This window comes from Halomonas sp. NO4 (assembly GCF_010994375.1).
GTDB lineage: Bacteria > Pseudomonadota > Gammaproteobacteria > Pseudomonadales > Halomonadaceae > Halomonas.
In genome coordinates this window covers 155,368-168,360 of the sequence record NZ_WHMA01000002.1, presented here as the reverse complement: position 1 = coordinate 168,360, position 12,993 = coordinate 155,368, and the positions used below count along the sequence as shown (strand labels likewise).

General features: G+C 68.6%; 9 protein-coding genes. 3 read left to right on the top strand and 6 right to left on the bottom strand.

Annotated features, from left to right (window positions below):
• Positions 1–4 precede the first annotated feature (4 nt).
• Positions 5–1,888 carry a glycerophosphodiester phosphodiesterase family protein gene (locus FEF15_RS02310; RefSeq protein ID WP_163557476.1) on the top strand — a complete coding sequence of 628 codons (1,884 nt, stop codon included), beginning with the start codon at positions 5–7 and terminating at the stop codon, positions 1,886–1,888.
• A 36-nt stretch (positions 1,889–1,924) separates the two neighbouring features.
• Here the strand turns inward: FEF15_RS02310 and ggt are convergent, their stop codons facing one another.
• Both ggt and ppsA read right to left on the bottom strand, forming a co-directional pair.
• Positions 1,925–3,754 (bottom strand): gamma-glutamyltransferase, encoded by a 1,830-nt coding sequence (ggt, locus tag FEF15_RS02305; protein WP_163557475.1) that lies wholly within the window; start codon positions 3,752–3,754, stop codon positions 1,925–1,927.
• 127 nt (positions 3,755–3,881) lie between these two features.
• Positions 3,882–6,254 (bottom strand): phosphoenolpyruvate synthase, encoded by a 2,373-nt coding sequence (ppsA, locus tag FEF15_RS02300; protein ID WP_163557474.1) that lies wholly within the window; start codon positions 6,252–6,254, stop codon positions 3,882–3,884.
• Between the two features lie 236 nt (positions 6,255–6,490).
• Here ppsA and FEF15_RS02295 point away from each other — a divergent pair, with 236 nt between their 5' ends.
• Together FEF15_RS02295 and FEF15_RS02290 are read left to right on the top strand one after the other, a co-directional pair.
• Positions 6,491–7,324, top strand: a complete 834-nt coding sequence (locus FEF15_RS02295; protein ID WP_163557473.1) for a pyruvate, water dikinase regulatory protein — start codon at positions 6,491–6,493, stop codon at positions 7,322–7,324.
• Between the two features lie 6 nt (positions 7,325–7,330).
• Complete coding sequence (locus FEF15_RS02290) at positions 7,331–8,095, top strand: DUF3750 domain-containing protein (protein ID WP_163557472.1); 765 nt, start codon at positions 7,331–7,333, stop codon at positions 8,093–8,095.
• A gap of 8 nt (positions 8,096–8,103) precedes the next feature.
• Here the strand turns inward: FEF15_RS02290 and FEF15_RS02285 are convergent, their stop codons facing one another.
• From FEF15_RS02285 to mmsB, 4 genes are all read right to left on the bottom strand, one after another.
• A complete protein-coding gene (locus FEF15_RS02285) occupies positions 8,104–9,324 on the bottom strand; it encodes a CaiB/BaiF CoA-transferase family protein (protein WP_163557471.1) in 1,221 nt (406 codons plus the stop codon).
• 11 nt (positions 9,325–9,335) lie between these two features.
• The gene (locus tag FEF15_RS02280; RefSeq protein WP_163557470.1) at positions 9,336–10,517 is read right to left on the bottom strand and encodes an acyl-CoA dehydrogenase; all 1,182 of its coding nucleotides are present in this window, start codon (positions 10,515–10,517) and stop codon (positions 9,336–9,338) included.
• Positions 10,518–10,620: 103 nt separating this feature from the next.
• Positions 10,621–12,018, bottom strand: coding sequence for an MATE family efflux transporter (locus tag FEF15_RS02275; RefSeq protein ID WP_163557469.1), 1,398 nt, complete (start codon positions 12,016–12,018; stop codon positions 10,621–10,623).
• Positions 12,019–12,085: 67 nt separating this feature from the next.
• Positions 12,086–12,988, bottom strand: coding sequence for a 3-hydroxyisobutyrate dehydrogenase (gene mmsB / locus FEF15_RS02270; RefSeq protein WP_163557468.1), 903 nt, complete (start codon positions 12,986–12,988; stop codon positions 12,086–12,088).
• Positions 12,989–12,993: the final 5 nt, after the last annotated feature.

The following is a 12,993-nucleotide window of genomic DNA, read 5'->3' as shown; positions in this document are numbered from 1 at the left end:
CCTTATGCTGACCCTGAGGTCGCTGAATCGCAGCGTCCTGCGTGCCCTGCGCGAGCACCTGCGCCCGCTGGTCGCCTACCACATCTTCTTCACCGTCCTGGCATCGAGCCTGCTGCTACCCGCCGTCGCCTGGACCCTGAGCCACCTGCTGGGGCGCTTCAACCGACCGATCCTCACCAGTGGCGAGCTGCTCGACCTGCTGCTCAGTCCGGGGGGCGTGCTGTGGCTGCTGCTCGCCACGGGCCTTGCCTTCCTGGTGCTCTACCTGCAGCAGGCGGGCATGATCCTGGTGGCGGTGCGGCGACGCGACAACCATTTCCAGCTCGCCTTCATCGCCCTCTGGCAGACCCTGCACCGCCTGCCTGCCCTGCTCGGCCTGGTTGTCCTGCAGGTGGGTGCCCATCTGCTACTGCTGATCCCGCTGGTGGTGCTGCTGGGCTGGCTTCACGGGGTCTTCCTCGGCGGCCTGGACCCCTACTACGTGCAGCGCGTGCGCCCCCTGGCCCTGTGGCTGTTCCTGGCCGTGGCCCTGCTGCCGACCCTGCTGTGGGCGGTCATCGCCGGGCACCTCTATGTGCGCTGGATTCTCGCCCTGCCCATCGTCACCCTGGAGCAGCTTGCTCCCCTGGCCGCCCTCAAGCGCAGCCATCGGCTCACCCGCGGCCGCTCACGACAGCTCACCTTGGCCGTCATCGCCCTGCTGCTGATCATCGTCACCCTGCCGCTGGCCGTCAGCGAGCTCTTCGAGCGCCTCTTCGGCCCGCTACTGTGGTGGTTGCCGGAAGGCGATGCGGTGCTGATCCCCGCCACCCTCACCTACGTGACCGTTCACGTGCTGGTCACCCTGGCGGTCACCTTCGTCGGCATCGCCGCCAACGCACTGCTCTCGGCCTGCCTCTACCTGCGCCTCGCCCACCGCGAGCCTCACCCGGAAGCCCCGCCGCCCGATGCCCATCCCGGACGGCTCGCCTGGGTGGTAGAGCTCTCGGTACTGCTCTTCGCCCTGGCCCAGGCCTGGTGGATCGTCAACAGCTTCGAGCTGGAAGATGAGGTGTCGATCATCGCCCACCGCGGCAGCTCCCTGGCGGCGCCGGAAAACACCCTGGCCGCCGTGGAACGGGCCATCGCCGACCGTGCCGATACCGTGGAGATCGACGTACGCCTCACCGCCGACAACGAGGTGGTCCTCTATCACGACCGCAGCCTGCAGCGCCTGACCGGCGATCCCCGCCAGGTCGGCGAGCTGACGCTGGACGAGCTGCGCGAATTCGACGTGGGGCACTGGTTCGGCGACGCCTTCCGCGGCGAGACGATCGCCACCCTCGGCGAGGCCTTTGCCATCGTGCGCGGTCGGGCCGCGCTGATGATCGACATGAAGCCGGATGCGGGCCGCGAGGTGGCCCTGGCCGAGGCGGTGATCGACGCCATGCAACAGGAGGCGGCCCTGCGCCACGCCTGCCGGGCGCTGATCCGTGCGCCCCTTTCCGCCGCCCACTGCGGCGATCCCGATGTGATCGGCGATAACCGCATGGCAGTGGCCCAACCCTGGCTGATCGACGCCATTCGCCTGCGTGAGCCGGGGCTGCGCATCACTTTGCTCGCCCAGCTGATCCTGCCCGGCACCCTGGAGCGTCACGGCTTCGACGCCCTGGGCTTGCGCTACAACCGCATCACCGAAGAGGAGATCCGCCTGGCCGGTCACTACGGCTACGAGGTGCATGCCTGGACGGTGAATGACAGCCGTCAGATGTCGCGACTCATCGACCTGGGGGTCGACGCCATCATCACCGACCGTCCGGCGCGCCTCGCCGAGCTCATGGCGCAGCGCGACGCGCTCAGCGACGGCGAGCTGCTGCTGGTCAAGCTGCGCAGCTGGCTCGCCAACTAGCTTTGTCCGCAATGTCCGCAAAGTGCCTGCACTCGGCTACTCCCCCCTCACCACGCCCTCGCGGCGCGGGTCGGCACCGCCGTAGAGGCCCTCCTCGGTGACCTGCAGCGCCTGCAGGCCGCTGACCAGCTCGCGCTCGCTCACTTCGTGCCCGCGGGCGCTGAGCGCCTCGCGCGTGGCGGCGGGAAAACCACCCGTCTCGAGGAACACCGGTCCCCCCAGGGTCACGGCATGGGGCAGTTCGAGAGCCGCCTGGGCATCCAGCCCCCAGTCGAGCATGGCCACCAGCGTCTTGGCCGTGTAGTGGATGATCGCGGCCCCGCCCGGGGAGCCGAGGCTGGCCACCAGATCGCCGCTGTCGCGGTCGAATACCAGCGTGGGACTCATGCTGGACCGGGGCCGCTTACCCGCTTCCACGCGGTTGGCGATGGGGTTGCCCGCCTCGTCCTCGGGCGTGAAGGAGAAGTCGGTCAACTCGTTGTTGAGCAGGTAGCCACCGGGCATCCCCGTGCCGCCGTCGGCCATGATCCGCGCGCCGAAGCCCTGCTCGATGGTGGTGGTCATGGCGAGCGCATTGCCGTGTTCGTCGATGATGCTGATATGACTGGTGCCAGCCTCCGGCTGGGTGGGCTGGATGCCCCAGGCCGTGTCCAGCGCGCCCGGGTTGCCCGGCTCGGCACTGCCGCTGCCCAGGCTCTCCTCGCCGATGCGCTCAGCGCGCAGTTCCAGGTAGCCGGGAGCGAGCATTGTCGCCCAGTCGCCCCCGGGCGCCTCGACGTACTCCGGGTCGGCGATGTATTTGTTGCGATCGGCGAAGGCCAGCCGCGCGGCCTCCAGGAAGCGATGCAGCCACTCAGCGCTCGGCAGGTCGTTAGCCAGCGGCGAATCGAGGACAGGCAACTGCTCGAGCATGCCGAGCATCTGCATGATCGTCAGGTGCCCCGACGAGGGGGGCGGGAAGCCGCAGACCCGATAGCTTCGCCACTCCGTGCACAGCGGATCGCGGACCTGGGCAGCGTAGCTGGCCAGGTCCTCCAGCGTCAGTGCCCCGGGGCGCTCGGGGTGGTTCTGCACGCGGAACACCAGATCCTCGGCGATGGCCCCGGTGTGCAAGGCACTGCTGCCCTGCTCGGCGATGTCGCGCAGGATGGCACCCAGGGCGGGGTTCTGGAGTTCGTGCCCCACCGGCAGCGCCTCGCCGTCCTCCGTGTAGTAGAAGACCCCGGCCAGCGGGTCGTCGCGCAGTCGCTCCTCCTCGGCCAGGCTGGCGTGGAGGCGCGGGCTCACCGCAAAGCCCTCCTCGGCGAGACGGATCGCCGGGGTGAAGAGCTCCGCCCAGGGCAGCTGCCCGTGTTCGTCATGGGCCCGCTCGAGCATGCGCAGGGTACCGGGTACCCCGACGGAGAGCCCGCTGGCAACGGCCGTCATGAAGTCCAGCGGCTCGCCCTCCTCGTCGAGGAACAGCGTCTCATCTACCGAGCCGGGCGCCGTCTCGCGGCCGCCGTAGGCCACCACCTCCTCTCCGTCGTAGTGCATCAGGAAGGCGCCGCCGCCGATCCCGCTGGACTGCGGCTCGACCAGGGTCAGCACCATCTGCACGGCCACCGCGGCGTCGATGGCCGTGCCCCCCGCCTTGAGCACCTGATAGCCGGCATCGGTGGCCAGGGGGTTGGCGGCGGCCACCGCGAAGCGTTCGGTGGACCAGCCCGGCTTCTCCTCGACGCTGGAAGCGGTTTCCGGGTCGATGGCCGGCATCTGATAGTCGAAGGCCTGCTCGGCCTGAAGGGCGGTCGGGACCGTCAGCAGCACCGCGATCAGCGTGCCAAGCGACCAGCGAGGCGACCCGGAAGACAGGAACCAATGCATGCGCGACTCTCCTCTATATCGTCATTTGGGAGGGGCAGACACACAGCATAGGCGATGCATAACGACCTTCGCCCGGCGGACGCGAGTCAGCCGGGCGCAGCAAGGGAGCCAGCGGAGTGGGTCGGGATCAGCCGAGGGTCTCGCCCGCCAGCATGAACCAGGTCTCCAGCACCGCGTCCGGGTTCAGCGACACCGAGTCGATGCCCTGGTCCATCAGCCACTTGGCGAGCTCGGGATGATCCGAGGGGCCCTGACCGCAGATTCCCACGTACTTGCCCTGGGCGCGGCACGCCTGGATGGCCATGGAGAGCAGCCGCTTGACCGCCGGGTTCCGCTCGTCGAAGAGGTGAGCGACGATGCCGGAGTCGCGGTCGAGGCCCAGGGTCAGCTGGGTCAGGTCGTTGGAGCCGATGGAGAAGCCGTCGAAGTGCTCGAGGAAGTCGTCGGCGAGCAGGGCGTTGGCCGGCAGCTCGCACATCATGATCACCTTGAGGCCGTCCTGCCCGCGTGACAGGCCGTTGGCAGCGAGCAGCTCGACCACTTCGCGCGCCTCGTCGGTGGTGCGCACGAAGGGCACCATGATCTCGACGTTGTCAAGACCCATGACGTCGCGCACCCGCTTGATCGCCTGGCACTCCAGCTCGAAGCAGGGGCGGAAGGTCTCGGAGACGTAGCGCGAGGCGCCGCGAAAGCCGAGCATGGGGTTCTCCTCGCCCGGCTCGTAGAGCTTGCCGCCGATCAGGTTCTCGTACTCGTTGGACTTGAAGTCCGAGAGACGCACGATGACCCGCTGCGGGTAGAAGGCCGCCGCCAGCGTCGATATGCCCTCCACCAGCTTGTCGACGTAGAAGCTCACCGGGTCGGCGTAGCCGGCAGTGCGCAGGTCGATGGTCTGCTGCAGGTCGAGCGGCAGGGTGTCGTACTCGAGCAGCGCCTTGGGGTGCACGCCGATCATGCGGTTGATGATGAACTCGAGGCGCGCCAGGCCCACGCCCGCGTGAGGCAGGCTGGCGAAGCTGAAGGCGCGGTCCGGGTTGCCCACGTTCATCATGATCTTGAAGGGGATCTCGGGCATGGCGTCGACGCTGGTGACGCGACGGTCGAACTCGAGCAGCCCCTCGTAGACATGGCCGGTATCGCCCTCGGCGCAGGAGACGGTGACGTCACGACCGTCGGCCAGCGCCTCGGTGGCGTCGCCGCAGCCCACCACGGCGGGAATGCCCAGCTCGCGGGCGATGATCGCCGCGTGGCAGGTGCGTCCGCCGCGGTTGGTGACGATCGCCGAGGCGCGCTTCATGATCGGCTCCCAGTCGGGGTCAGTCATGTCGGTCACCAGCACATCGCCGGCATGCACCTTGTCCATGTCCTCCGGCGAGAAGACCACCTTGACGGCGCCGCGGCCGATGCGCTGACCGATGGCGCGCCCGCCGACCAGGGTGCGCCCCTTCTCCTTGAGGTGGAAGCGCTCGAGCTTGCCGCCCTCCTGCTGGGAGACCACCGTCTCGGGGCGAGCCTGGACGATGTAGAGCGCGCCGTCGTCGCCGTCCAGCGCCCATTCGATGTCCATGGGGCGGCCGTAGTGCTGCTCGATGGTCACCGCCTGGCGGGCCAGGGCCATTACCTGCTCGTCGCTGATGCAGAAGCGACCGCGCTCCTTGAGCGGCACGTCCACCGTCTCTACCGACTTGCCGGCGCTGGCGTCGTCGGTATAGACCATCTTGATAAGCTTGGAGCCCAGGTTGCGGCGCAGCACGGCGGGGCGACCGGCGGCCAGCGTCGGCTTGTGGACATAGAATTCGTCGGGGTTGACCGCTCCCTGCACCACCGTCTCGCCGAGCCCCCAGGACGCCGTAACGAAGACGGCGTCGCGGTAGCCGGACTCGGTGTCCAGGGTGAACATCACCCCGGCGGCACCGGTCTCGGAGCGCACCATCTTCTGGATGCCGGCGGAGAGTGCCACGTTCTCGTGGGCGTAGCCGCGGTGCACGCGGTAGGAGATGGCGCGGTCGTTGAAGAGCGAAGCGAACACCTCGTGCACGGCGCGCTTGACGTTGCCGAAGCCCTCGATGTTGAGGAAGGTCTCCTGCTGGCCGGCGAAGGAGGCGTCGGGCAGGTCCTCGGCGGTGGCGGAGCTTCTCACCGCCACCTTGAGGTGGGGATGCTGGGCCGCCAGGGCTTCGTAGGCCTCGCGTAGTTCGGCCTCGAAGCGCGGCGGCAGCGGGGTATCGATCACCCACTGGCGGATCTCGGCGCCGACACGCGCCAGCTCGCCGACGTCGTCCACGTCGAGACGCGCCAGCGCCTGGTTGATGCGCTCGTTGAGCCCTTCGTGAGAGAGAAATTCGCGGTAGGCGTGGGCGGTGGTGGCAAAGCCGCCGGGGACGGTCACCCCGGCACCGGAGAGGTTGGAGATCATCTCGCCGAGCGAGGCGTTCTTGCCGCCGACTCGCTCCACGTCGTCCATGCCGAGCTGATCGAACCACAGGATGTAAGCTTCCACGAGACCCCCTTGATCTGCGATGCCCGGCTGCGCGTCGGGCGCCAATGCAATGGTCGCCACCATACCCACTCGCGGCCATATTCGCCATTGGTCTAACATCGAAGGCAGTGGAGGATTTTTACAACAGATCGTGCAATCCCGGCTTTCCTGTAGTCGCCGCCGCATCGCTCGCCTTGCCGGCCGCCGCAGCAGGCCGGACAATGGATATCTCGTCACGCCAAGGAAGCCGACTTCCCATGCCCCGTACCGCCTTCTTCATCTCCGACGGCACCGGCATCACCGCCGAGAGCCTGGGCCGCAGCCTGCTCGCCCAGTTCGAGGACGTCGAGATCCGCATGCTCACCAAGCCCTACATCGACACCCTCGACAAGGCCCACTCGCTGGTGGAGATCATCGAGGCCACCGCGGTGCGCGACGGCGAGCAGCCGATCATCATCGACACCATCGTCGACGAAGCGGTGCGCGCGGTGATCCGCGAGGCGATCGGCTTCAAGGTCGACATCTTCTCCACCTTCCTCAAGCCCCTGGAGGAGGAGCTGGGCACCCACTCCAGCTACAGCGTCGGGCGCACCCACTCCATCGGCCGCGACGACGTCTACATGGATCGCATCCACTCGGTGCACTTCGCCCTGGACAACGACGACGGCGCGCGCACCCACCAGTACGACAAGGCCGATATCATCCTCATCGGCGTCTCGCGCTGCGGCAAGACGCCCACCTCGCTCTATCTGGCGCTGCAGTTCGGCATCCGCGCGGCCAACTACCCGCTCACCGAGGACGACCAGGACGAGGACGGCACCCTGAAGCTACCCCGCGTGCTGGCGCAACACCGGCACAAGCTGTTCGGCCTGACCATCGACCCGCGCCGGCTAGCGGCGATCCGCCACGAACGTCGCCCCAACAGCCGCTACAGCTCGATGGACCAGTGCATGCAGGAGGTTCAGCAGGCGGAAGCGCTCTACCGCCAGATGCACATCCCGTTCATCGACACCACCCGCTTCTCGGTGGAGGAGATCTCCACGCGGATGATCGCCGAGACGGGCCTGCACCGTCGCTTCTCACCGCGCTGAGCCGTCATGACGCGCTGGCTCTCCGCAACCGCCCTGGTCCTGGCTCTGCTCGCCGGCGGCCCGCTCGCCCTCTGGGTGAGCGGCGAGGTGGACCTGCAGGGCCACTGGCGCAGCGCCGACCGCTCCAGCGCCGGGCTCGCCCCCGACCCGCAGCGGACCCGCGAGGCCGTGGTCCAGGTCTATTCCGCGCGAGCCTTCAACTGGCGCGGTCTCTTCGCCGTGCACACCTGGGTCACCACCAAGCCTCAGGGCGCGGCGAACTACACCCTTCACCAGGTGACCGGCTGGGGGCGCCCCACTCTCAGCTCACGCTCCGGCATTCCCGACCGCGCCTGGTTCGGCAGCACGCCGAGGGTGCACGCCACCCTGTGCGGCCCGCCGGCCGCGGCGGCCATCGAGCGCATCGCAACGCTGCTGCCCGACTATCCCTATCGCGACGTCTACCGCACCTGGCCCGGCCCCAACAGCAACACCTTCGTGGCCTGGCTGGTACGCCAGGTGCCGGAGCTCGACGTCGCCCTGCCCGCCACGGCCATCGGCAAGGACTACCTGGGCCGCGAGCTGGTCGCCGTGCCGCCGGGGGGCCGCGGCGTACAGGTCTCGCTGGGCGGCGTGCTGGGCGCCACCCTGGGTACGGCGGAGGGGCTCGAGGTGAACCTTGGCGGTCTGGTACTGGGCATCGACCCCCTCGCCCCCGGCCTCAAGCTGCCGGGCATCGGTAGCGTGGCGATTCCCGGCCTCGCCCGGGGCACTGAACACGTCAGCTGCTGAACCGCGGCTCAGTGCACGATGCCCTCGCGGCGCAGCCGGGCGATATCTGCGGCGGAGAGCCCCATCTCGGCGAGGAGCGCGTCGCTGTCCTGACCCAGGCGTGGCGGAGCCACCTCGCTCATGGCCGTCCGGCCGTCGAAGCGCAGGGGGTTGGCCACCTGGGGAATGTCCAGGCCATCCCGCTGCAGGGTGCGCCGCATGCCGCGATGAAGCACCTGGGGGTCGGTGAACACTTCCGCCACGGTGTTGATGGGGCCGGCGGGAATGCCCCGCGCTTCCAGGTCGGCGAGCCAGTCGTCACGGCCACGGGTCAGAAAGATCGACTGGAGCTGGGGGACCAGCGCCTCGCGGTTGCCAACCCGCGCGGCGTTGGTGGCGTAAGCGGGGTCCTCGGCCCATTCGGGGTGACCGAGCAGCGCGGCCAGGCGCACGAACTGACTGTCGTTGCCCACCGTCAGCACCAGGTGGCCGTCGGCACAGGCGAAGGCCTGATAGGGCACGATGTTGGGGTGGGCATTGCCGTGGCGCTCGGGCGAGACGCCGCTCACCAGGGCGTTGAGCGCCTGGTTGGCGAGCGCCGCCACCTGGACGTCGAGCAGCGACACGTCGATGTGGCAACCCACGCCGGTGCGGCCCCGCTCGTGCAGGGCCGAGAGCACGCCAATGGTGGCATAGAGCCCGGTCATCACGTCGGTGATCGCCACGCCGGTCTTCATGGGTATGCCGTCCGGCTCGCCACTGATGCTCATCAGCCCGCCCATGGCCTGGATCATGAAGTCGTAGCCGGCGCGGTGAGCGTAGGGGCCGTCCTGACCGAAGCCGGTGATCGAGCAGCCGATCAGCCGCGGATTGAGGGCGTGCAGAGTCGCATAGTCGAGGCCGTACTTGGCCAGGCCGCCGACCTTGAAGTTCTCGAGCATCACGTCGGCGCCCCGGGCCAGCCGGCGCACCAGCGCCTGCCCTTCCCGGCTGGCGATATCCACGGCCAGCGACTGCTTGCCGCGGTTGGCGCACAGGTAGTAGGCAGCGACCCTGTCCAGGTCGTCCTGCCCTATTTCCCGATCCTCGGCGAGCCACGGCGGGCCCCAGCCGCGGGTGTCGTCGCCGCGCTGGGGATGCTCGACCTTGATCACCCGTGCCCCCAGATCGGCCAGCAGCTGGCCGGCCCAAGGGCCCGCCAGCACCCGCGAGAGGTCCAGCACCGTGATGCCCGACAGCGGTCCGCTCATGGCCACATCACTCATCCCGTGAAGGCCTGGATGCCGGTCTGCGCCCTACCCAGGATCAGGGCGTGGACATCGTGGGTCCCCTCGTAGGTGTTCACCGCCTCCAGGTTCATCATGTGACGGATCACGTGATACTCGTCGGCGATGCCGTTGCCGCCATGCATGTCGCGAGCGACCCGGGCGATGTCCAGCGCCTTGCCGCAGTTGTTGCGCTTGATCAGCGAGATCGCCTCGGGCACCAGCTGGCCGTCGTCGATCATGCGTCCCACGCGCAGCGCGGCCTGCAGGCCCAGGGCGATCTCGGTCTGCATGTCGGCGAGCTTCTTCTGGATCAGCTGATTGGCGGCGAGCGGGCGGCCGAACTGCTTGCGGTCGAGGGTGTACTCTCGCGCCGCGTGCCAGCACGCCTCGGCGGCACCCATGCTGCCCCAGGCGATACCGAAGCGGGCACGGTTGAGGCAGGAGAAAGGCCCCTTGAGACCGGTGACGCCTGGCAGGCGCTGCTCGTCGGAGACCTCCACATCCTGCATGGCGATCTGGCCGGTAATGGAGGCGCGCAGGCTGAACTTGCCCTCGATCTTGGGTGCCGAAAGCCCCGCCATGCCCTTCTCGAGGATGAAGCCATTGACCACGCCCTCCTCGTCGCGGGCCCAGACCACGAACACATCGGCAATCGGCGAGTTGGTGATCCAGGTCTTGGTACCGTTGAGCCGCCAGCCGTTGTCGGTGCGTACGGCACGGGTGGACATGTTGCCCGGGTCGGAGCCGTGGTCCGGCTCGGTCAGGCCGAAGCAGCCCACCCACTCGCCCCTGGCCAGTTTCGGCAGGTACTTCTCGCGCTGGGCGTCGCTGCCGAAGGCATGGATCGGAAACATCACCAGGCTCGACTGCACGCTCATGGCGCTGCGGTAGCCGGAATCGACGCGCTCCACCTCGCGGGCGATGAGGCCGTAGCTGACGTAGTTCATGCCGGCGCAGCCGTAGCCGTCGATGGTGGCGCCGAGCAGGCCCAGCTCGCCCATCTCGTTCATGATCTCGCGGTGGAATATCTCGTGGCGGTTGGCTTCCAGCACCCGGGGCAGCAGCTTCTCCTGGCAGTAGTCGTGGGCGGTCTGCTGCACCATCCGCTCCTCTTCGCCGAGCTGGTCGACGAGGCGGAAGGGGTCATCCCAGGTGACGGGGGTGATCTGGCTCATGGCAGGCTCCTCGGTGACGGACGAATAATTTCTACATTTTTGTTAAATGTAGAGCAAAACCGCCCGACTGCCAACCCGTCTCGGTATCACCCGCTACCGATGGTCATGCCGACGCCGCCACCCGGCCGGCCACGGCCAGCCGCTCCCGAATCTGCCACCAGGCCACCAGCGCGACCAGGGCATTGGCGAGCAGCATGCCCACGAAGACCCCGGTCGGCCCGGCGAGCCGGCCGCCCAGCCAGGCCAGCGGCACAGTGAGCACGAACAGCCGGATCACCGACAGGCGCATGGCGCGCCCCGGCTCGTGCAGGGCGTTGAGCGAAGAGACCGACAGGATCACTACCCCCTGGGCACCCAGGCCCAGGGGCACCCACCACAGGAAGGTGCGCAGCACCTCACCCATGGCCGGCCCGTCGGCGTAGCTCGCCACCAGCCAGGGCGCGAGCCCCTGCAGCAACAACCACACCCCCAGCTGCCAGACGAGCACGAAGGCAAAGCAGCCGAGAATGGCCCGCCGCACCCGGTCGATCTGCCCGGCACCGCTGTTCTGGCTGACCAGCGGCGGTAGGGTCATGGAGAGTGCCAGCACACCGATCTGGGCGATGGCATCGAGACGCGTGCCGACCCCGAAGCCCGCCACCGCATCGTGGCCGTGGCCGGCCATGATGCGCGTGAGCATGCCCATGGCCAGTGGCGTGAAGACGCTGGTGATGGCCGCCGGCACGGCGATGCGCGAGAGCTCCCGCCAGGAGTCGGCGAGCCCGGCCAGGGTGAGGCCGGCGAGATCGATCAGCTCGCGCAGGTCGCGCTGGAAGACGAGTGCCAGCGCCATGGCGCTCCAGCTCAGCACCGTGGCGAGCGCCGCCCCGGAGACGCCGAGCGCCGGCAGCGGGCCTGCGCCGAAGATCAGCAGCCAGTCGAGCACGCCGTTGAGCAGCGCCGCCAAGGCCATCGTCAGTCCCGGTACCAGGGTATTACCCTGGGCACGCAGCACGCTGTTGAGCACGCGGGGCACGATGACCGCCGCCGCGCCCAGGTACCAGATGCCCATGTAGTCGCGCACATGGGGCATCAGGGTGTCGTCGGCCCCCAGCAGGCGAAACAGGGGTTCGAGCGTGGCCAGCCCCAGGGCGCTGAGCACCACGCCCACGGCCAGTGCCAGCAGCGCCGCATCGGTGGCCCGGCGGCGCACCGTCGTCAGGTCACCCTGCCCCAGGCGGCGCGCCACCACCGCCGAAGTACCGATGCCCAGGCCGATGGCCAGGCTGATCACCGTGAACACCACCGGGAAGGTGAACGACACCGCCGCCAGCGGTGCGGTGCCCAGCCGGGCGATGAACCAAGCGTCCACCAGGTTGAAGCTCATCATGGCGATCATGCCGCCCACCACCGGCAGGCTCTTGCGCAGCAGGGTCGCGGCGATGGGGCCTTCGAGCAGCTCGCGGCGAACGGGACGACGGGACGGGGGAACGGCAGATGACGCGGGGGTGCGGGCGCTCATTCGGGCTCTCGACGGCAAAACGGGCACCCGATTGTGCCCGTTTCGCCGATGCCTGCCAAAGACGGATTCAGTCGTCCTCTCCGGCACGATACAGCTTCTGAATGCTGGAAAAATCCAGCTGCCCGTTGCCCTGGGCGCTGTGCAGCGCGAACAGGTTGCGCGCCTGCGAACCCATCGGCACCGTGGCCTTGCTGCCCAGCGCCAGCTCCCAGGCGAGCCCCAGGTCCTTGGCCATCAGGTCGGTCAGGAAACCGCCCTGGTAGTCGCGTGAGGCCGCCGAGCCCTCCATGACGCCCGGCCAGGGGTTGTAGACGTTGAGCGCCCAGTTGCCGCCGCTGCTCTGCTTCATGATCTCGGAGAGCACGGCCGGGTCGAGGCCGTTCTTCACGCCCAGCGCCAGCGCCTCGGCGGTACCGCTCATCAGGATGCCGAGCAGCATGTTGTTGCAGATTTTGGCGACCTGCCCGGCGCCCACTTCGCCGGCATGGAAGATGTTCTTGCCCATGTCCTCGAGCACCGGCTTGGCTTGCGCGAAGCCTGCCTCGGCGCCCCCGACGATGAAGGTCAGGGTGCCGGCCTTCGCGCCACCCACGCCGCCGGAGACCGGGGCATCTAGGTAGGTAAGGCCGCGCTCGGCGGCGGCGGCGCCCACGAAGCGGGCATCCTCCGGCGAGATGGTGGAGGCATCGATGATCAGCGGCTTGCCCTCGAGGGCGTCGAACAGGCCCGTCTCGCCGTCGCGGCCGAGATAGAGGCCGCGCACGTGGGCGCCGGCCGGCAGCATGGAGATGACCACCTCGGCACCGCGAGCGGCGGCTTCGGCGCTCGCGCCGCGGCTCGCCCCCTCCGCTTCCAGCGCCTCGACAGCCCCTTCGACCAGATCGAAGACCCGAACGTCGTGGCCGGCCTTGACCAGATTGGTGGCCATAGGGGCCCCCATATTGCCGAGACCGATGAAGGCGATTTTCATGTGCG